The sequence below is a fragment of the Streptomyces sp. NBC_01439 genome (assembly GCF_036227605.1).
Classification (GTDB): domain Bacteria; phylum Actinomycetota; class Actinomycetes; order Streptomycetales; family Streptomycetaceae; genus Streptomyces.
In genome coordinates, this window is record NZ_CP109487.1 from 5,041,920 (window position 1) to 5,060,117 (window position 18,198).

The 18,198-nt window shown below is 69.8% G+C and carries 23 protein-coding genes; 12 read left to right on the plus strand and 11 right to left on the minus strand.

Annotated elements, in window-relative coordinates; all coding sequences use genetic code 11:
• Positions 1-2: 2 nt before the first annotated feature.
• The 10 genes from OG207_RS22570 to OG207_RS22615 form a co-directional block, all read right to left on the minus strand.
• Complete coding sequence (locus tag OG207_RS22570; RefSeq protein WP_443072726.1) at positions 3-2,132, minus strand: ATP-binding protein; 2,130 nt, start codon at positions 2,130-2,132, stop codon at positions 3-5.
• Between the two features lie 93 nt (positions 2,133-2,225).
• Positions 2,226-2,459: a DUF6257 family protein gene (locus OG207_RS22575; protein WP_329100278.1), complete on the minus strand. Its 234-nt coding sequence runs from the start codon at positions 2,457-2,459 to the stop codon at positions 2,226-2,228.
• 102 nt (positions 2,460-2,561) lie between these two features.
• A complete protein-coding gene (locus OG207_RS22580; RefSeq protein WP_329100279.1) occupies positions 2,562-2,756 on the minus strand; it encodes a hypothetical protein in 195 nt (64 codons plus the stop codon).
• 1 nt (position 2,757) lies between these two features.
• On the minus strand, positions 2,758-3,135 hold the full coding sequence (locus OG207_RS22585; protein ID WP_329100280.1) for a DUF6251 family protein: 378 nt from the start codon (positions 3,133-3,135) through the stop codon (positions 2,758-2,760).
• On the minus strand, positions 3,135-3,509 hold the full coding sequence (locus tag OG207_RS22590; protein WP_329100281.1) for an RRQRL motif-containing zinc-binding protein: 375 nt from the start codon (positions 3,507-3,509) through the stop codon (positions 3,135-3,137). The genes OG207_RS22585 and OG207_RS22590 overlap by 1 nt, the downstream gene beginning before the upstream one ends.
• On the minus strand, positions 3,506-4,345 hold the full coding sequence (locus OG207_RS22595; RefSeq protein WP_329100282.1) for a DUF2637 domain-containing protein: 840 nt from the start codon (positions 4,343-4,345) through the stop codon (positions 3,506-3,508). Before OG207_RS22595 ends, OG207_RS22590 begins: the two co-directional genes overlap by 4 nt.
• Complete coding sequence (locus OG207_RS22600; protein ID WP_329100283.1) at positions 4,342-4,611, minus strand: DUF6303 family protein; 270 nt, start codon at positions 4,609-4,611, stop codon at positions 4,342-4,344. Before OG207_RS22600 ends, OG207_RS22595 begins: the two co-directional genes overlap by 4 nt.
• Positions 4,611-4,937, minus strand: a complete 327-nt coding sequence (locus OG207_RS22605; RefSeq protein ID WP_329100284.1) for a DUF6303 family protein — start codon at positions 4,935-4,937, stop codon at positions 4,611-4,613. The genes OG207_RS22600 and OG207_RS22605 overlap by 1 nt, the downstream gene beginning before the upstream one ends.
• Complete coding sequence (locus OG207_RS22610) at positions 4,934-5,203, minus strand: DUF6284 family protein (protein WP_329100285.1); 270 nt, start codon at positions 5,201-5,203, stop codon at positions 4,934-4,936. Before OG207_RS22610 ends, OG207_RS22605 begins: the two co-directional genes overlap by 4 nt.
• Positions 5,204-5,671: 468 nt before the next feature.
• Positions 5,672-6,469, minus strand: a complete 798-nt coding sequence (locus tag OG207_RS22615; RefSeq protein WP_329100286.1) for a GntR family transcriptional regulator — start codon at positions 6,467-6,469, stop codon at positions 5,672-5,674.
• A 29-nt stretch (positions 6,470-6,498) separates the two neighbouring features.
• Between OG207_RS22615 and OG207_RS22620 the strand changes: the two genes are divergently transcribed.
• Positions 6,499-6,942 carry an NUDIX domain-containing protein gene (locus OG207_RS22620; RefSeq protein ID WP_329100287.1) on the plus strand — a complete coding sequence of 148 codons (444 nt, stop codon included), beginning with the start codon at positions 6,499-6,501 and terminating at the stop codon, positions 6,940-6,942.
• Positions 6,943-7,249: 307 nt separating this feature from the next.
• Here OG207_RS22620 and OG207_RS22625 read toward each other — a convergent pair whose 3' ends face one another.
• Positions 7,250-7,873, minus strand: coding sequence for a hypothetical protein (locus tag OG207_RS22625; protein WP_329100288.1), 624 nt, complete (start codon positions 7,871-7,873; stop codon positions 7,250-7,252).
• 285 nt (positions 7,874-8,158) lie between these two features.
• Here OG207_RS22625 and OG207_RS22630 point away from each other — a divergent pair, with 285 nt between their 5' ends.
• From OG207_RS22630 to OG207_RS22680, 11 genes are all read left to right on the plus strand, one after another.
• Complete coding sequence (locus tag OG207_RS22630; RefSeq protein ID WP_329100289.1) at positions 8,159-8,446, plus strand: lactococcin 972 family bacteriocin; 288 nt, start codon at positions 8,159-8,161, stop codon at positions 8,444-8,446.
• Positions 8,447-8,559: 113 nt separating this feature from the next.
• Complete coding sequence (locus tag OG207_RS22635) at positions 8,560-10,650, plus strand: bacteriocin-associated integral membrane family protein (RefSeq protein WP_329100290.1); 2,091 nt, start codon at positions 8,560-8,562, stop codon at positions 10,648-10,650.
• 28 nt (positions 10,651-10,678) lie between these two features.
• Positions 10,679-11,347: an ABC transporter ATP-binding protein gene (locus OG207_RS22640; RefSeq protein WP_329100291.1), complete on the plus strand. Its 669-nt coding sequence runs from the start codon at positions 10,679-10,681 to the stop codon at positions 11,345-11,347.
• Positions 11,344-11,469, plus strand: a complete 126-nt coding sequence (locus tag OG207_RS22645; RefSeq protein ID WP_329100292.1) for a hypothetical protein — start codon at positions 11,344-11,346, stop codon at positions 11,467-11,469. Before OG207_RS22640 ends, OG207_RS22645 begins: the two co-directional genes overlap by 4 nt.
• A 354-nt stretch (positions 11,470-11,823) precedes the next feature.
• A complete protein-coding gene (locus OG207_RS22650) occupies positions 11,824-12,315 on the plus strand; it encodes a DUF6344 domain-containing protein (protein WP_329100293.1) in 492 nt (163 codons plus the stop codon).
• Positions 12,316-12,951: 636 nt separating this feature from the next.
• On the plus strand, positions 12,952-13,248 hold the full coding sequence (locus tag OG207_RS22655) for a hypothetical protein (protein WP_329100294.1): 297 nt from the start codon (positions 12,952-12,954) through the stop codon (positions 13,246-13,248).
• A gap of 164 nt (positions 13,249-13,412) precedes the next feature.
• Complete coding sequence (locus OG207_RS22660) at positions 13,413-14,564, plus strand: acyl-CoA dehydrogenase family protein (protein WP_329100295.1); 1,152 nt, start codon at positions 13,413-13,415, stop codon at positions 14,562-14,564.
• Positions 14,561-15,574 carry a bifunctional MaoC family dehydratase N-terminal/OB-fold nucleic acid binding domain-containing protein gene (locus OG207_RS22665; protein ID WP_329100296.1) on the plus strand — a complete coding sequence of 338 codons (1,014 nt, stop codon included), beginning with the start codon at positions 14,561-14,563 and terminating at the stop codon, positions 15,572-15,574. Before OG207_RS22660 ends, OG207_RS22665 begins: the two co-directional genes overlap by 4 nt.
• The gene (locus tag OG207_RS22670) at positions 15,574-16,605 is read left to right on the plus strand and encodes an acyl-CoA dehydrogenase family protein (RefSeq protein WP_329100297.1); all 1,032 of its coding nucleotides are present in this window, start codon (positions 15,574-15,576) and stop codon (positions 16,603-16,605) included. The genes OG207_RS22665 and OG207_RS22670 overlap by 1 nt, the downstream gene beginning before the upstream one ends.
• On the plus strand, positions 16,602-17,015 hold the full coding sequence (locus tag OG207_RS22675) for a MaoC family dehydratase (RefSeq protein WP_329100298.1): 414 nt from the start codon (positions 16,602-16,604) through the stop codon (positions 17,013-17,015). The genes OG207_RS22670 and OG207_RS22675 overlap by 4 nt, the downstream gene beginning before the upstream one ends.
• Positions 17,012-18,178 carry a lipid-transfer protein gene (locus OG207_RS22680; RefSeq protein ID WP_329100299.1) on the plus strand — a complete coding sequence of 389 codons (1,167 nt, stop codon included), beginning with the start codon at positions 17,012-17,014 and terminating at the stop codon, positions 18,176-18,178. The genes OG207_RS22675 and OG207_RS22680 overlap by 4 nt, the downstream gene beginning before the upstream one ends.
• Positions 18,179-18,198 lie beyond the last annotated feature (20 nt).

Below are 18,198 nucleotides of genomic sequence, written 5' to 3' on the forward strand. Positions count from 1 at the left end.
CTCTACTCGGCGGCGGAAGTGGAACCGGTGTCGGGTCGGTTGGTGAGGGCGCGTGTGATGCGGTCGCGGCCGATGACCATGCGGCCGTCGGACTTGTAGGGTTCGGCGCCAGTGCCGTCGAGGACGCGCTTGAGATCGATGAACGACCACCGGCCGTACGCCTTGCCGTTCAGCGCGGTAAGCCGCTTCAGCACGTCTTGCGTCAGGACGCGGGTCTCGGTGCCGAGGACGGTGAGGATGTCCGCGAGCGGGTCGTGCTCCTCCGCCGCGGCGACGGTGTGCGCGGTGGTGACAACGCCGTTGCGGAGGGCCTTGGCACGGTCGGCGACCTCGGCGGCCTGCTCGTCGTCGACGTAGTGCGTCCGGATCGTGATGGATGTCTGGCCGGCCGGGATGGTGATGCCGCCAGAGGCGACCACGACGGTTCCCTTGTCGAGGTCCTGGCGGAGCAGGTGGGGTGCGGCTCCGCCGTCGACGGCCTTGTCTCCGAGGGCCATGCGGGCTTGGGATTCGGTGCCCAGGACCAGGGAGATGCGGGTGTGGGCGCCTTCGCGGACGAGCTTGGGGAGGTTCTGATCGGTGGGGTCCTGGGTGCCCTCCCACAGCAGCACGTCCACAGCACGCCCCTGGTTGTGGATCTTGCGGACGGCCATGAAGTACCGGGAGGTGGCCTTGGAGCCGCCGTAGGGCCGCTTGTCGTCGTCGACGGCCGGGCACATGAACGCGACCTGCGCTTCGTCGACGATCCCGATCAGCGGCGTGAACACGGTCCCGGGCGGCATCTGGATGCGGCGTTCCATCTCCGCGACGAGCCCTTCGACCATGACGGTCGCCTTGATCACGTGCTCGTCCGTCGGCCCCTGGATCAGGGTGGTGGCGAGTCCGTCGAACATGTCCCAGTCGCCTACGCCCTTGAGGTCGGCGATCCGGAACTCGACCGTGCGGTCGAGGGCGGCCCAGAGGGCGAGGGCGCGCAGTGCGGCGGTCTTGCCCTGGTTGGACAGGCCGGTGATCAGCAGCATGCGCTGGTACAGGCTCAGGGCAGCAGTGTCGCCGCGCAGGTCCTGGCCCCACGGTGCCTTGCCCGTCTTGTAGTTCGCGGCCGACTTCTGGTCCGTGACCAGCGGGGAAAGGCCGATCGGCTCGTCGAGCGCGCCGGAATCGGCGATCCACAGCCGCACGGTCCGGGCGGCGGCCGGGAGGGTGATGAACACTTCGTGCTCGTGCCGTCCCAGGTTCTCCGCCAGCTTCCGGCGCCGCTCCTGCACTTCCTTGGTCGAGACCCCCGAGGGGAGAGACGCGTCGACCTCCACGCCGCATCCGGCGATCCGGATCGGGCCGAGCATCGCGGCGCCCGCGTCGCCCATCTCCTTGATGGCCTTCCGCATCGGCGCGATGCCCAGGTCACGCAGGGCGGTGACCACGATCGACGGGGTGATCGGGGCTCCCGCGTCGTCACGCTGCTGCGCGGGCAGGGCCCACTGGGGCGCCGTCTGCCGCTGCCGGCCGACTCCCCACAGGGCGAGTAAGGCCAGCCATGGACCGATCGTGACGGCCGGTCCCCACACCACGGTGGCGACGTGGACGACTGCTCCGATCGCGTCGATGACGGCCGTGATGGGGGCGAGGATCCAGGTGGCGTCCTTGTTGGCTATGGCCAGCACGATCCCCAGCAGGAGCAGCCCGCCGGCGGTGAGGCCGGTCCCGTAAGCAGCGCTCTTGACCGCGTCCTGGGGGGCTTTGAGGAGGTCCATGCGGCGGTGGTGGCGCGCGGCCCGGAAGCGGGTGAGGCGGTCTTCCCACTCCTTGGCCTCCTCGAAGTTCCCGCCAGCTTCTGCCGCCCGGATCATCCGCTCGTACCGGGAGGCGGTCCGCCCGTCCCACGTGCGACGTGCGGTGACGCGGGTACCGCCGATCACATACATGCCGTGCCGGGCCACCAGCCGGGCGGCCGTGCGGGTCCGCTCGTGCGTGACCACGGCGCGCAGGCCGTGGACGGAGCGCTTCCACATCCGCACCCGCCGAACCGCGTCCGGCGCCGGGGCGGTGGCCGTGCCGGCGGGAGTGTCGCCGGGCATCGAGTAGATGCCGCTGGTGGGGTCCTTGAAGAGGGGGACGACGTTGTCGGTCATGCTGAGAACTCCTGCTCTCGCTGACAAGCGGGTGGGTAGGGCCCGGGGCGGCCGACGTTCTTTGGCGAGAGGGGCGGCCGCCCCGGGGCACAGCTACTTGGTCTTGCCGTTCTTGGCCCTGGCCTTGCGGGCGGCCTTCTCGGCCGCTGCCTCGTCGGCGGCCTGCTGCGCTTCGCGTTCGCGGGCGCCGTCGATGATCCGCTCGACCTTGCGTTCCAGGTCGCCCAGGTGGACGGTCTCGCTGGCGATGCCGCGCTTGGCCATCCGGGCGATGTACCAGCCGATCTGCGCGGTCTCCTTGGCGGTGAACTTCGGGTCCTTGCCCATCAGGGGTCTCCTTCCGGAGTCCGGGCTGTCCGGCTCCCCTTCACCACCCGCCCCCGCGTGGGGGCGGGTGGATCAGGCAGGCGTCAGACCTGCGACGGTCGGTCAGGGACCGGTCTTGGCGAGTTCGTGGCCGTGGCACAGGACCGGGCCGATCAGGACGCCGATCCCGGTGACGGTCCACCGGCCGGCCGTCAGCGGCCCCGGCGGAACCTGGTCCACGATCCGGCCCGTGCGGCCCACGGCCCGAGAGTCGTCGGCGCAGGCGACGATCAGCACCTTGTCTCCGGCGGCGAACACGTCACCGCCTCCTTCGGCGGGCCTTGGCGACGTTCTTCACGGCCGCCCCGGCATCCGGACTGCCGAGGGACTTCACGACCGTGTGGACGCACCAGCCGAGGATCAGGGCGAGGAAGGCGAGCATCGCGATGTTCGCGGCGATCGCGGTCAGCGCCCCGACGAGGAGCGGGCCGAAGTACACGCCGGCCGCGACCGCACCCGCACCGACCCCGGAGCCGAGGGCGATGCGCTGCACGGTCTTGTCCGGGGCCGCCTGGTGGATGTGCTGGTGCACGACCTGCGGACCCTGCTGCGGCGCCGGGAACGCGGTCGGGTGGGCGTAGACGTAGGTGCCATCGGGGAGTTGGGCCACCTGGGGCAGTTCGGGAAGGTGCTCCATCAGGGGGTTCCTTCGGGGTAGGCGCACGGAACGCACATGCCGAGCGAGAGCGGGATGACGTATCCGGCGTCGGTGCGGCAGGCGGGGCAGGTACGGCGGGCGGCGTTCGCCCGGTCCAGCGCGGCCGTTTTGGCCGGGGTCATCGGCCGGACCGGCAGGGCCCGGTCGACGCGGTACAGGAACGCGGTCAGCGGGTCGCGCCGGCGGCGGGGCCGAAGGATCTGTCCGGCGATGTCCTGCCCGCCGGGCCGCAGGCCCAGGGCGCGGAGCTGACGTCGGGTGGCCAGTCCTTCCGGGGCGAGGCGCCAGGGGAAGGTGGGCAGGCCGTGGACTCTTCCAGCCGGATCGAAGCAGTCGGCGAACCTCAGGCTCACCCGGCCACCGCCGCCGCGTTGTCCCTCTCCCGCTCAGCCTTCAACGCCTCACGGACGACCCGGGCCTTGGCCGGAGACGTGCGCAGGGCCTTACGGATCCCCTCACCGGTCAGCTTCTCGACCGGCCACGACTCCGTCAGGGACCGCGCCTCGGCCAGCAGCTCGACGTCCGTGCGGACCGATCGACTCGATCGAGCAGCGGCCGGTACCCGACCGGTCGCCCGACGAGCCCGCGTCGACTCTGCCGCAACGGCGAGCTGCGGCAGGGCTGCGATCGGCTCGACCACCGGTACGGAGGAAGAGTCCACCTCCACCCTCGGGGCCGTCTCCTCGACCGGCGATTCGCCCTGCTCAGGCATCAACCGATTTCCGGTGATCTGCTCCGATTCCTGCGCGTCCGGTTCGGCCGGGGGTCGGTGGTGGAGGACTTTTGCGACGAGGTCGGAGCCGAAGTAGATCGACCCGACCGGCAGCGATGTCGCCAGCAGCACGAGCGCCCAGTTCGTCCAGTCGCCCGAGGCCAGCCGACTCCAGCCGATCGACTCGGTGTGCAGCTCGGGCAGGAGTCCGTGGACGTAGTTCAGGACCAGTGAGGCGAGCGTGTATCCGGCGAGGACCCGCAGGGCGAACTTGCGGGCGTCGTCGGTCAGGACGAGCGCGGCGACGAGGGCCAGGGCCATCAGGCCGTCGACCACGAACGGGTAGAGCGTTGCCGCGGTGTCGTCCGCGCCGATGGCCTTGGCGATGTCGCGCAGGGCGTTCCAGGAGACCCGGAAGGCCATGCCGACCACGACCACCAGCGCGAGGACGAGAGCACGCTTGGCACTGCGGTTCACGGCGCCTCCCCGATGGGGCGGACGTCGAACGAGCCGCGGAACTCAACGGCGTCCCCGTCGTCGCTGTCCATCTCGATCCACTCCCAGGTGGCGCCGTCTGCCGCCTCGTAGCCGAGGCCGGCCAGGGCGGCAGTGCGCTCCGCGAGCGTGGGCGTCGCCGAGGTGCGGCCGAAGGAGTGGAGGGGCCAGTCGTCGGAGTGACCCTCGATGAGGATGTAGATCTCCCACTCACCGAAGTAGGCGTTCGCCAGGCGGGCGCTGTACATCACGCCGCACCTTCTTCCAGCGGCCGGACCTTCACCGCGCCCAGCAGGAGCACCCGCACCGGGTGGGGGTGGTAGTCCGGGCCGATGTGCTCCGTCCACTCCCACTCGGCGCCCTCGGCGAGGACGAAACCGAGGTACGCCAGAGCGGCCTGGCGCGCCTCGACGCTCGGAACCTCGGTGGTGGTCGGCCAGGTGAAGGTGGGCCACTTGCTGACCAGACCGGTCTGGGCCACGTACAGCTGCCAGCACGGACCGGCCGTCCGCTCCGGGAACGTGGGGCCGCAGCAGCGCAGGGACATCTGCGCTCCGAAGATCTGCTTGCTCATGCCCGCTCCCCCGAGACCATCGAGCCGGTGATGCGGTTGGCCAGGTCCCGCCGGGCCGCGAGGACCCGGTTGCGGGCCCTGCGGATCCGGCGGTCGTCGACCTCGGTCGGGGTCCGGTCCAGCGTCATGATCTGCGCGTCCAGCAGGTCAACGCGCGCCAGGATCAGCGGCATCTCCTGCTCGATCACGTCCAGCTCCGCGTCCGACGGCTCCAAACCGTCGGACCACGGGGTAACGAGGTTCTGAAGTGCAGCGATGAACTCCACGGGTCTTGCTCCTTCGGTAGAGGAACGGGACCCAACAGCAGCCCCGGGTCTAGCCACCCGGGGCTGCACTGCGTTGGGGGCGAAGCGGGAAGAACTCCGGCTCCCCTCGACCCCGCCCGTACGACGCCGAAGCGACTGACGGGCGGAGGAGGCAACCGGCCGCAGCCCGGAGGTCGCGGCGGTAGATCATTCGATGTCTCTTTCGGGGACGGACTGCCGGTTAGGAACAGCCCGCAATCCCCGTTGTAGGCAGAGACCTGCCATCCGGACTGACAAGGGATCGGCCGCCTCTCGGCGGACGACTGTCCGGTATCCCTCCCCCCGTCCAACGCGGGGCTCCTGGTCGAACTCCTACACTCAACTACTTATGTGCAGGAGTTCTGAGTAAGAGAGTGCTGTACTCCTGTAGAGGAGTCAACCCGCAAGGCTGTCATTCGCCTTGCCGGTTGGCTCAAATATGGCGGGTCGTCAGTCTGCGGCAGGGATGCGGTACTCCAGAACAAACTGGTCAGCGCTCATGAGGGTGTCGCAGACCTCTACCACTCGACCTGACTCAATTTGAGCGTCCCGCGTGAGGTGGATGACGGGTGCGCCTGGGCTCAGACTCAGTGCGGTCTGCTCTTCCTTGGTGGCAAGGCGGACGCGGACCGTCTCCCGGAACTCCACCAAGAGATCCCCCTGCTCTTCGAGGCGGGCGTAGATCCCTCCCGGCCCCGGGTTCTCCTCCCTGAGCTGCGGGATGCTCTCGGCCAGGTCCCAGGGCAGATACGACGTCGCCTCCTCGGTGGGAATGCCGTCGCTGTAGTAGAGGCGACGGCGTGCGAGGACCTTAGTGCCGGCTGGCAACCCAAGACGGGTGGCAACCTCGGCTGGGGCGTCGGTCTGCCCGACGAAGAGCACCCGGACGCTCGGCTTCGCCCCAGCCTGCTCAGCCTCTGCCAGGTACGCGGCCTTGCCTGCCTTCCTGTGCGACCGACGGAAGCGGTCGCTGGACTTCCGCTGCACCGGCGGGGCCTTCCGGACGAATGAGCCGCGCCCGTGGTGCGTGTCGACCAGACCGCGAACCCGCAACTCAGTCATGGCCTTACGGACGGTTCCCTGTGCAACCGAGTAACGATCCATGAGCTCGGACTCGCTCGGCACCTTCGCCCCGGGGCGGAGCTTTGCCTGAGGATCCCCGAGGGCTTCCTGAATCTGCTGGCTGAGGTCGTCCGCGATCTGGAGGTAGCGGGGGCGACCTGCGTCACGTGCTGTCGAGAGAGGCATACTCTGCTGATTCTCCTAGACTCATGTATATGACTAACGCTACCGCCGAGATGCCGTTGCACTCCGTCTCGGTCGCCGGAATCGTCATCCGGGATGACGGACGCGTGCTCGTGATCCGCCGCGCCGACAACGGGGCTTGGGAGCCGCCGGGCGGCATCCTCGAACGGGACGAACGGCCCGAGGAAGGCGTGCTGCGGGAGGTAGCCGAAGAGACCGGGATCGCCGTCGAGGTGGAGCGACTCACCGGGGTCTACAAGAACCTCACCCTTGGCGTGATCGCTCTGGTCTTCCGGTGCCGACCCATCGGCGGGGCGGAGCAGTTGTCCGACGAATCGACGGCGGTCCGCTGGCTGACCCCCGACGAGGTGGAGCAGTCAATGAAAGAAGTTTTCGCCGTGCGCGTGGCAGACGCCTTGGACGGCACGGTGCCGCACGTCCGGTCACACGACGGGGTTCGCCTGCTCGCGGCCTGAGGCCAAGGGAGAGTGCCCAGGGCTCGTGACGGACATGCCGAATGATCATGGCTGTGGCCAACCTCTGGCCAGCATGATCGGCGAAGGACGAACGTCGGAGCTAAAGGCGCAGGTGAGCGGCAGGCGGATTACGCCACGCGATCGGTCTTGAAAACCGTCGTGGCGCGAGTCACCGTGGGTTCAAATCCCACACCCACCGCCAAGCGGGCCGAGGCCCAGCTCAGAAGGGGTGCCACCGATCTGGTGGTACCCCTTTCTGCAGGCGAGCTGTCCCCACGCCTGCTCACGTGCGCACCGCCGGGCGGAGTCAGGCGTCGAACCAGACGACCAGGCGGACACCCTCGTCGCCGTGCAGGCTCGCCAGGGTCCTCATGACCGACCACACGGCACCCCAGTCGTCGTCGGGCACGGCGTGCTTGCGTCGGAGGCGTCCGATGCGGAAGAGGCGATCGCCGTCGGGCCACTCGGTGCCCTCGGGGTAGGTGCGGCCCGCGCGGTAGAGGGAGTGGGGGTCGGTGACGCCGGCGAGCCGGGCGAAGCGGTCGAGGCTGGTGTTCCGGCCGTGCAGTAGCCAGGTCCCGTCCGGACCACGGCGGTACTCATGGACGCATTCGTCCACCTCGTTCGCGGCCTCGTCCCAGTCCGTGGCCGCCAGCTCCGCCCAGGTGATCCAAGACGCACCGGTCGAGTCCGGGCTCCAGGACTCGAAGCCGGCAAGGGCCTCCGGAGACACGTCAGCGGGTAGGCCGCGGTCATCGGCGAGAGGGCGGAAGGACGTGGTGTCGCGCACGCCGAACAGGGACCCGAAGGCGATGTACGAGCGCCCGTTGTAGAGGTGATCGAGGTCGATCGCACCGTCCCAGCTGCGGTCGTCCTCGTCCAGCCAGCGATCCCAGCGGCACTCGATGAACCCGTGTATGTCTGTCCCCATGCCCGGCATTGTTCTTCGCCGGAGTAGGGCGTGCGAGGGGTTTTCCGGCCCCGCGCCGGTCGATGTTGACACGTGTCACCTTGGTGCGGTCACGATCAGCCGCAAGGCCGTGTGGTCGAGGGTGCTCCGACCCGCCGCGCGTGATGATCATCACGCCATAGTGGAGCCCAAGCGTACCAACGGCTTTGAGCCATATGGCCGGTTGACGTGCGTTGAGCTGTTGCGGCACTCTCCGCAGAGATCATTTTCTGATGATCATTAGTGCGTGAAAAAAGGATGTTTGCAGTGCAGATCAAGCGCAGCATGAAGATCGCGGTTGCCGCCGGCGCCCTCGTCATCGCCGGTGCCGTTCCGGCCCTCGCGACCACCTCGTACGTCGGTGGCGGCGAGTGGAACTACGGTGCGGGCACCGCCACTGTGTGGTCGGACTACTACCACGGCTCCAAGTGCCACGGCTCGACCTCCGTCGGCGCCTACATCGACAGCGACGAGGCCGCCAAGGGCTCCTGGTCCATCACCTCGGCCAAGGTGAAGCTGAGCGGCAACAAGTCGTACTACAACACCTCCTGCTGATCTGAGTCCGGGTCCCACGACCCGGCCTTGCAGCGATGAGCCGTCCGCACGTACGGGCGGACGGCTCGCCCCCCACGAATCGCGCTCCAGAAGTGCCCCTAGCTAGGCAATAGATGCTGCATCGAGGTATCAAGTTCGCCCACGCCGTCGTACTGGCGTTCTCCGCGACCCTCTCTTTCCTCTTCCTCCGGAGCCTCGATGAGGACTGGGCCCTCGGGCACTCCGCCGTCGTCTGGGTGACGGACTCCGACGGCGCGGCCAGTGGCTCGCAGGTCGCCGGCGCGATTGCCGAATTCGCCGCGAAGAACAACGCGACGATCGCGCGCGAGGTCCCCGACCTCAAGGATCCGTCCAATCGCCGCCACCTCTACCTCGCACCCGGCGGCCCGCACTCCGACTGGCTGAAGGGCGGCTATCCCGCGTTCAGCCGCGGCTACCACACCGACGTGCACCCCGTCGCGGAGCTGGGTCAGCGCGACCCGCGCGGTTTCTACTACGTCTTCGGACCGGAGTCGGCCGCTGCCTCACTGACCCGATCCCTTGACGACCTCGGGCTCGTCGCCTCCGTCAACCAGCCCTTCTCCTTGGCGCAGCTGACCACCGTCTACGCCGACAGCGCGCTCTACCGCTCGTTCTTCGTGGTCGCCCTCGCCGTGGTGACGATGACCGGTGCGAGCGTCCTGCTCAACGCCAAGGCCTACGGAGTGCAGCGGCTCCAGGGGAAGTCGTTCGGGCAGATCCTGCTGCGCGACATGCGGCAACTCGGGGCGTTCTGGGCCGTCGCCTGCGCCGCGGTGTCCGCCGCGACCCTGCTGCTCCTCGGCCTCTACAACGGTCTCACCTGGATCGGCCAGTTCGCCTCGATCGCCCTCGGCTGCACCTTCGCCCTGAGCCTCATCGCCCTCGTCACCCACTGCGCGATGCTCTGGCTGACCTTCCAGACCGACGTACTGCGTGCCCTCAAGGGCGAGCTGCCCGCGCGCGCCGCGTCGGTGAGCGCCTATCTCGTACGGATACCCGCGCTCCTGCTCGCCCTCAGCATCGCGACGGCCGTCGTGCTGGGCGCGCAGGACGTGCTGGCCCGCCAGGAGAGCCGAGAGGCGTACGCGAAGATCGGCGATGCCACGTCGATCCGATTCAACGGCAGTCTGGCGAGCGACACCGCCTTGCGCAGCCTGGACGAGAACGTGGGCCCCTGGTTGCGCCAGGCCGACCGGGACGGACAGATCATCGTCGCCGGGCACCGGGACCTCCGGCTCTCGGCGGGCATACCGGGCCTGACCAAGGGCGACCTGCTCGTCGTCAACGAATCCTTCCTCGCCAAGCAGCCCGTCCTCGACGCGGCGGGGCGAAGGATCGAACCGACCGCCGCGGCACCCGACCAGATCAGGCTCCTGATCCCCGAGGGCCTCGCACAGCACACCGGCCGCCTGAAGGAGCTCACTCCGACGTGGCTGAGCCCGAGTGACCCGGGCAAGATCGCTCCCGCCCAGGTGAAGACCCTCCCGTCGAAGGACGGACAGCGTGTCTTCACCTACAACCCGCGAGGCAAGTCGCACGCCGCGGACAATCCCGGAGCAGATGATTCCCTGGTGACGGACCCCGTCATCATCGTGTTCCCCAACGGCGCGCCCTTCCTGAGCGACAAGGGCTACACCAGCTACGCCTCGCAGCGGAGCATCGTCTTCCACAACCCGGACGACGTCACGGCCGGCGTCCAGAAGCGGCACCTCGAGTTGTACGTCACCGCCATGACTCCCGTGGGGCAGGACGCCGCGCTGGAACTGCGCAAGGTGGTCGGGGACTTCCGGCTCCAGCTGTTCAACCTGGCGGTGGCCGTGGCGGTGCTGCTCATCACCGGAGTCGGCGTCTGCATCGTCCACTCGCGCAAGAACGCCCAGGCGATCTTCGCCCGCCACATCAGCGGCTGGACCTTCGCAGCCACCCACCGCCCCGTCCTGCTGGTCGAAGGCGTCCTCGCCGTACTGCTCGCCGGATGGGTGCCCTTCCAGGTGTGGCAGCAGAACCAGGACGCCGCACGGTACGAATCCCTCGGCATCCCCGCCCCCCGTCCGACCGCCGAATTCACCGGACTCGACCTCGGTGTCACCGGTGTGCTCGTCGCCGTCGAGGTCGCGGCCGTGCTCGTGGCCCTCGTCGTCTTCCACCGCCGGATCGTCAAGGAAGGGGCGACCGAGTCGTGACCCCCCACCTTTCTGCAGGAGCTTCCACATGATCGAGATCGAGAGCCTGTCCAAATCATTTGGCCCGCGAACCCTCTGGTCCGATCTCTCCTTCACCGTGGAGCGCCGCCAGATGCTGGCGCTCACGGGCCCGAGCGGCTCCGGCAAGTCGACGCTGCTCAACTGCCTGGGCCTGCTCGACGCACCGAGTTCCGGGGCGATCCGGCACGAGGGCCGCGACATCACCGGCTTCGGCCCGCGCGCCACCCGGCACTACCGGCGTGACGTGCTCGGGTACCTCTTCCAGAACTACGCGCTGATCGAGAACGCGAGCGTCGCGGCCAACCTGGAGGTCGCGATGAAGCCGAGACGAGTGCGGAAGGGCGCTCCGACCGTCGCCGAGGCCCTGGAGCGGGTCGGGCTGGCCGGACGGGAGAAGGAGCAGGTCCACCGGCTCAGCGGCGGGGAGCAGCAGCGCGTCGCGCTGGCCCGCCTCATCGTCAAGCAGCCCGCCCTCGTCCTCGCCGACGAACCGACGGGCGCCCTCGACCACGACAACACTTCTATGGTCGTCGAGATCCTCCGCACGATGTGCGAAGAGGGCTGCGCCGTCGTCATCGCCACCCACGACGACGCGGTCCGCGACCGCTGCGACGTGGTCCTGACCGTCGGCGACGCCACACAACCCGTACCCGTGAAAGAAAGGCAGTTCTCATGAACGCCCGCCTTGTCCGTCGTGCCGTGATCGGCGCTGTGCTCCTCGCAGGCATTGCGGTGCTGGCCGTCTACGGCACGCACGCCGGGACCATCCTCGGCCGGATCGGGCTCCAGATCTTCTGAGGCTCCGTGTTCCTCCCCTCATCTGAAGCAGGCCCGGGTCGCCGACCCGGGCCTGCTTCCGCGTTCACGCCTCCGGTACGCAACCCGCCGGTGCAAGGCGGGCGAAGGGATTCCCGGCTTGCCGGTCGCTCGGTGGCGTGCTGAAGCGAACATGCAGGTCAGGGCTGGTTCGGAGGCGGGGTGTCCGGTGTTTCCTGGGAGTTCGGCCGGAGGTCTGAGTCACGCTCTTGGGCCGTCCGAGTGGTGTTTGTCGGAAGATCGGCGCGGGGCGCAGTGGCGGTGCGGTTGCGGCCACATCATGACGAATGTATTCAGATCCGCCCGTCCGAACATCGTGAATCGAGGCACCTCGTCATGACTCACCGCAGCATCCTCACGTCGATCTGGACCGCCGTCCTCGCCGTTCTGGGGGTCGTCCTTTCCGGCTTCGGCATCACGGGGAAGTCGGCTCCGGCTTCCGCCCCCGCCTCCGCCCCGGCCCCCGTCGCTGCCGCTGCCGGCAGCCCGGCCACCGCCGTACGCCGGCCGGCCGTCACGGCCCGGAGGACCTGGCGGGCGATGATGCGGGGCGGTTCGCTGCCGCCGACCATCAAGCAGCGGATCCACGCCGAAGCGCACGGCAAGACCCCTTCCGTACGACGCTCCACCACCGCCGCGGCCATGGGTGCCGGTGCCGGTGCCGGTACCGCCTCCCGAACGCTGACCTCGGCCACAGCGACCGCTGCAGTACGCACCTCAGTACACGCCGCGGTCCCTGCCGCAGCCGGCCCGGTGCTCACCGGGGGATCCTCAGGACCCGCGGCCGCCGTCGGTGCAGCTCGGGACGCCCTCGCGCTCGCTGCGTAGCCCCCCGTACGCCTTGTAGTCCCGCAGTACCGCAGTACCGAAGCCCTGTACATGGAGTCCACGAGAGCGCAGGGCGGTCGCAGGGTCCGGCTCGCAGGTGTACGCGCCGCTGCCGGGCACGAGCAAGGACGAGAGCAGCCGCAAGAAGTAGCCGTAAGAGCAGCAGCAGGCCCGGTAACAGGCGCTGGAGCCCGGTCGGTCGTGACCGTGGATCGCGCTACGAGGGTGCCCCGAGGGCTGGGCACGGATGAACCACCCCGGCTTGCGCCGGGGCGCGCAAAGGGCGTGAAGCTTGGCATTGCAGGGCCGCAGGCCCGGGAGACGGTGGGGTTCCCGGACGGCGCGGCCCTTTTCGGCATGTTCGGAACACGGCGATCTGGTGGAACGCTTCATCCCTTGCGCGGTGTGGGATTCGACTGGTTCCACTGCGCTGACCTGGGGCTTCGGGGGCGCGAACGAGGTTTATCCGATGTTGGTCATGCTTGCGGGGGAATCGGGGACTCCGGGATGGTTCGCCGGGGATTCGGTGGGCAACTCTGGTCTCGCGACGTCGTCACCACATGGAACGAACGACCGAGGCGGTCGGCCAACTGCCTTGGACGGATTCCTACTTCGGTTTTCTGGAGGAATGTAGACATGGCAAGCATCCGTACCGCCCGCGTCATCGCCGCCGTCGCGGCGCTCCCCCTCGCCGTCGCTCTCTTCGGCGGGGTGGCGTCGGCGGACAACGACGGGTCGAACGCGAGCGTGGCCGGCGTCATTGGCAGTGGCGTGGGCGGGGACAACAACGGCAACTCGTCAACATCGCAGCAGGTGGCCACCGGCTCCGGCGCATCCAACCAGAACAACACGGCTCAGGTGAACGGCTCGGCCCTCACCGCGATCGACCAGTCCAATACGACCGTCGCGGTCAACTTCGTCCCCTGGTGGTAGCCGCGGCCTGAGCCGCTCCGATTCTTGAGGGCGCCCGTGCGACCGGACCGGCTGGGGTCCGGTAGCGCGGGCGTCCTCACGCATGCCCCCCGACCTTGACATCGCGGGTGAATCTGACGGACAGTCAGGTTTCCTCGATGATGTGACGCCGGGAGGCCAGCGCCGTGCACCTCGCCCCGACCGAAGGTCAGTTGCGGCTCCGCGCCGAACTGCGCGCGTACTTCAAGGACCTGCTACCGGACGGCCTCCCCGATGATCCGGCCCGCCAGCGCGAACTCCTGCGCCGCATAGGCGCCGACGGGCTCCTCGGCCTCGGTTGGCCCGTCGAGTACGGCGGCCGGGGACGGGGCGCCGACGAGCAGTTCGTCTTCTTCGACGAGGCCTACCGGGCCGGTGCCCCCGTCTCCATGGTCACCCTCAACACCGTCGGCCCGACCCTGATGAAGTACGGGACCGAGGAGCAGAAGGACTACTTCCTCCCCCGGATCCTGGCGGGTGACGTCGTCTTCGCCATCGGCTACTCCGAACCCGAGGCCGGCACCGACCTCGCCGCCCTGCGCACGCGCGCGGTCCGCGACGGATCCGACTGGCTGATCGACGGGCAGAAGGTGTTCACCTCCAACGCCCAGAACGCGGACTGGATCTGGCTCGCCTGCCGCACGGACCCCGAGGCCCCCAAACACAAGGGCATCTCGATCATCCTGGTGCCCACCTACGCCCCGGGCTTCTCCTGGACTCCGATCGACACCGTCGGCGGGCTCACCACCACGGCCACGTACTACGACGGCGTCCGCGTGCCCGCCGGCCATCTCGTCGGCCCCGAGCACGGCGGCTGGGGTCTGATCACCAACCAGCTCAACCACGAGCGCGTCGCCCTCGCAGCCATCGGCATGCAGGCCGAGGACTTCTACGCGTACGCGCGCGATTACGCCCGCACCCCCGACCCGGTCACCGGTGACCGCCCCGCGGACCTCCCCTGGGTGCGGTCCCGGCTCGCCGAGGCGCACGCACGGCTGGCCGCCGTACGCCTCCTCAACTGGCGGCTCGTCCAGGACGTGGGCAGCGGCGCACTGGCCCCCGGCGATGCCAGCGGGGTGAAGTTCCTCGGTACCGAGTCCACCGTCGAGGTGTACCGGATGTGCCAGGAGGTGGTGGGTGAGGAGGCCCTGATCCGCGGGCCCGCGGCGTTCGCGGGCGGCGAGCTCGAACGGATGAACCGGGCCGCCCAGATCAACACGTTCGGCGGCGGGGTCAGCGAGGTCCAGCGGGAGATCGTCGCCATGATGCGGCTCGGCATGAAGGGGAGGAAACGATGACGGCGGACGACGCGGACGCGGACGTGAACGACGCGGACACGGCCGGGGGCACGGCAGCGACCGGAGCCGAGACCGGGGTCGTGGCCGGGGCCGAGGAGGCTGCCCGGTTCCACACGCTGTTGGCGGCCTTCGAGGGGCAGCCGGCCGCCACCGCGGCCCGGGGCAAGGACGTGGTCAACGAGCCGATGATCCGCCACTGGTGCGAGGCGATGGGCGATGCCAACCCCGCCTACACCGGTCCGGACGCCATCGCGCCGCCCACCATGCTCCAGGCCTGGACCATGGGCGGCCTCTCCGGCCACGCGGACCGCTCCTCCGCCTACGACGAGCTCCTCGCGCTCCTCGACGGCGCCGGCTTCGCCTCCGTGGTCGCCACCGACTGCGAGCAGGAGTACCACCGCCCCCTGCGCCCCGGCGCCGCGATCACCTTCGACGCCGTCATCGAGACCGTGTCGCCCCGCAAGACGACCAAGCTCGGTACCGGCCACTTCGTGACCACCCGCATGGACGTCCAGGCGGACGGGGAGCTCGCAGGCACCCACCGCTTCCGCATCCTCAAGTACGCGCCCGCCGCCGGACCGGTGCGGCGGCCCCCGGCACAGCGGCCCCCCTCGCAGCGCCCCCGCCCCGTGGTCAACCGCGACAACCAAGGGTTCTGGGACGGGGTGCGCGACCACAAGCTGCTGATCCAGCGCTGCAGTTCCTGCGCCGCCCTCCGCTTCCCGTGGCTCCCCGGCTGCAACGCCTGCGCGAGCCCCGACTGGGACGCGGTCGAGGCCTCCGGCGCCGGCACGGTGTTCAGTTACGTCGTCATGCACCACCCGACCTTCCCGGCCTTCGACCCGCCCTACGCGGTCGCACTCGTCGAGCTCGCCGAAGGGGTCCGGATGATCAGCAACATCACCGGCGTGCCCCACGACAAGGTGCGCATCGGTCTCCCCGTCCAGCTGGAGTTCCTGCGCGTCGACGCCGGCCTCGAACTCCCCGTCTTCCGCGGGAGCGAGGGCTGATGGACTTCCACTCCACCGAGGAGCAGGCCGCCGCGGCCGGTCTCGCCGCTCGGATCTTCTCCGATCTCGCCACCCACGAGCGCCTCGCCGAAGCCGGCACCGGCAGCGACGCCGAGCTGTGGAAGGCACTCACCGCGGCCGGACTGATCGCCGCGGTCGAGGAGATCGGCCTGCTCGGGCTGGTCCTGCTACTGGAGGAACAGGGCCGCACCACCGCACAGGTCCCGTACGCCGCCACCTGCGTGTACGGGATCCTTCCCGTGGCCGCGCACGGCAGCCCCGATCAGCGTGCCCGCCTGCTGCCCGCCCTCGGCACGGGTGAGGCCGTGGCCACCGGTGCGTTCCCGGCGCGCGGCCGGATCACCGCCGAGGGCTGCCGGCTCACCGGGACCGCCCCCGCCGTGCCGTGGCTGCGCGACGCCACGCACGTACTGGTCCCGGACACGGACCGGGCGCTGTGGCTCGTACGGACTGACGCGCCCGGTGTGCGGACCTCCCCGGTGGAGACCACCGCCCCGTGGTCGGCGGGCCGGCTGGTGCTGACCGCGGCCGAGGGCGAGCGCCTCGGTTCGGAAGGTGCGTACGAGGGCACGCTCGCCGCCGCCCGTACCGCCTTCGCCGGGCTCCAGGCGGGCGTGTGCGCGGGCTCTCTCGCCCGCGCGGTGGAATACACCTCCACCCGGGAGCAGTTCGGCAGACCGCTCTCCACCCATCAAGGGGTCATGTTGCGCGCGGCCGACGCCCACATGGACACCGAGGCGATCCGGGTCACCACGTACGAGGCGGCCTGGCGCATCGACCAGGGCCTTCCGGCACACGAGCACGCGCTGACGGCCGCCTGGTGGGCCTCGGAGGCGGGCAAGCGGGTCGTGCACGCGGGCCAGCACCTGCACGGCGGCATGGGTGCCGACCTGGACCACCCCGTCCACCGGCACTTCCTGTGGGGACGCCAACTGGACGCCTATCTGGGCTGCGGCAGCGAACTGCTGGCCGAGCTCGGAGCTGCGATAGCCGAGGGAGAACAGGCATGAACATCGGCGACACGCTCCCGCCACTGGAGATCCCGGTCACCCGCACGCTGATCGTTGCGGGCGCGATCGCCTCCCGCGACTACCAGGACGTGCACCACGACGCGGCGCTCGCGCAGGAGAAGGGCTCCCCGGACATCTTCATGAACATCCTGACCACGAACGGCCTGGTCGGCCGCTACGTCACCGACCACCTCGGGCCGCACGCCGTCCTGCGCAAGGTGGCCATCCGCCTGGGCGCCCCCAACTACCCCGGCGACACGATGACCCTCACCGGCACCGTCACCGACGTCTCCGTCACCGCTGCGTCCGGGGCCACCGCCTCCGGAACCACCGTCGAGATCCGGGTCGTCGGGGCCAACGGCCTCGGGCACCACGTCACGGGAACGGTCACCGCGGAGGTGCCGGCATGAGCGTCCGCACCCGCGACGATCTCGGCGGCCGCGCCGCCATCGTCGGCATCGGAGCGACCGAGTTCTCCAAGGATTCCGGCCGCAGTGAGCTCAAGCTCGCCGTCGAGGCGGTGCACGCCGCCCTGGACGACGCCGGACTCACCCCCGCCGATGTCGACGGCATGGTCACCTTCACCATGGACACCAGCCCCGAGATCACCGTCGCCCAGGCGGCGGGCATCGGGGACCTGTCCTTCTTCTCCCGCATCCACTACGGCGGCGGTGCTGCCTGCGCCACCGTCCAGCAGGCCGCCCTCGCCGTCGCCACCGGGGTCGCGGAGGTCGTCGTCTGCTACCGCGCCTTCAACGAGCGCTCCGGGCGCCGCTTCGGCTCCGGGGTCCAGCAGCGGGAGCCCTCGGCGGAAGGGGCGGCGCTCGGCTGGTCGCTGCCGTGGGGGCTGCTGACTCCCGCCTCCTGGGTGGCCATGACCGCCCAGCGCTACCTGCACACCTACAACCTCACCCCCGAGGCGTTCGGGCACGTCGCGGTCACCGACCGCCGGCACGCCGCGAACAACCCCGCCGCCTACTTCTACGGCAAGCCCATCACCCTCGCCGACCACGCCGCCTCGCGCTGGATCGTGGAGCCGCTGCGGCTGCTGGACTGCTGCCAGGAGACGGACGGCGGCCAGGCCGTCGTCGTCACCAGGGCCGAGCGCGCCCGGGACCTGAGACACGCGCCCGCCGTGATCACCGCGGCCGCGCAGGGCGCCGGGCGCCGCCAGGAGGGCATGACCTCCTTTTACCGTGACGACCTCACCGGGCTGCCGGAGATGGACGTGGTCGCCCGCCAGCTGTGGCGGACCAGTGGGCTACGGCCCTCGGACATCGACGTCGGCATCCTCTACGACCACTTCACCCCCTTCGTGCTGATGCAGCTGGAGGAGTTCGGCTTCTGCGCGCCGGGCGAGGCCGCGGATTTCGTGGCCGCGGACGCGCTGCCGCTCAACACCCACGGCGGCCAGCTCGGAGAGGCGTACCTGCACGGGATGAACGGCATCGCCGAGGCCGTCCGCCAGCTGCGCGGTACCTCCGTCAACCAGGTCGCGGGGGCGTCACACGCTCTCGTCACGGCCGGTACCGGGGTCCCGACCTCCGGCCTGATCCTCGGCGCCGACAGCTGAGACCCGGGCCCCGTGGCCCC

Excerpts from the sequence above, each read along its gene's own strand:
- OG207_RS22570 (WP_443072726.1), bottom strand. The coding sequence starts at position 2,132 with ATGACCGACAACGTCGTCCCCCTCTTCAAGGACCCCACCAGCGGCATC.
- OG207_RS22575 (WP_329100278.1), bottom strand. The coding sequence starts at position 2,459 with ATGGGCAAGGACCCGAAGTTCACCGCCAAGGAGACCGCGCAGATCGGC.
- OG207_RS22585 (WP_329100280.1), bottom strand. The coding sequence starts at position 3,135 with ATGGAGCACCTTCCCGAACTGCCCCAGGTGGCCCAACTCCCCGATGGC.
- OG207_RS22600 (WP_329100283.1), bottom strand. The coding sequence starts at position 4,611 with ATGTACAGCGCCCGCCTGGCGAACGCCTACTTCGGTGAGTGGGAGATC.
- OG207_RS22605 (WP_329100284.1), bottom strand. The coding sequence starts at position 4,937 with ATGAGCAAGCAGATCTTCGGAGCGCAGATGTCCCTGCGCTGCTGCGGC.
- OG207_RS22615 (WP_329100286.1), bottom strand. The coding sequence starts at position 6,469 with ATGCCTCTCTCGACAGCACGTGACGCAGGTCGCCCCCGCTACCTCCAG.
- OG207_RS22620 (WP_329100287.1), top strand. The coding sequence starts at position 6,499 with ATGACTAACGCTACCGCCGAGATGCCGTTGCACTCCGTCTCGGTCGCC.
- OG207_RS22625 (WP_329100288.1), bottom strand. The coding sequence starts at position 7,873 with ATGGGGACAGACATACACGGGTTCATCGAGTGCCGCTGGGATCGCTGG.
- OG207_RS22635 (WP_329100290.1), top strand. The coding sequence starts at position 8,560 with ATGCTGCATCGAGGTATCAAGTTCGCCCACGCCGTCGTACTGGCGTTC.
- OG207_RS22640 (WP_329100291.1), top strand. The coding sequence starts at position 10,679 with ATGATCGAGATCGAGAGCCTGTCCAAATCATTTGGCCCGCGAACCCTC.
- OG207_RS22645 (WP_329100292.1), top strand. The coding sequence starts at position 11,344 with ATGAACGCCCGCCTTGTCCGTCGTGCCGTGATCGGCGCTGTGCTCCTC.
- OG207_RS22650 (WP_329100293.1), top strand. The coding sequence starts at position 11,824 with ATGACTCACCGCAGCATCCTCACGTCGATCTGGACCGCCGTCCTCGCC.
- OG207_RS22655 (WP_329100294.1), top strand. The coding sequence starts at position 12,952 with ATGGCAAGCATCCGTACCGCCCGCGTCATCGCCGCCGTCGCGGCGCTC.
- OG207_RS22665 (WP_329100296.1), top strand. The coding sequence starts at position 14,561 with ATGACGGCGGACGACGCGGACGCGGACGTGAACGACGCGGACACGGCC.
- OG207_RS22670 (WP_329100297.1), top strand. The coding sequence starts at position 15,574 with ATGGACTTCCACTCCACCGAGGAGCAGGCCGCCGCGGCCGGTCTCGCC.
- OG207_RS22675 (WP_329100298.1), top strand. The coding sequence starts at position 16,602 with ATGAACATCGGCGACACGCTCCCGCCACTGGAGATCCCGGTCACCCGC.
- OG207_RS22680 (WP_329100299.1), top strand. The coding sequence starts at position 17,012 with ATGAGCGTCCGCACCCGCGACGATCTCGGCGGCCGCGCCGCCATCGTC.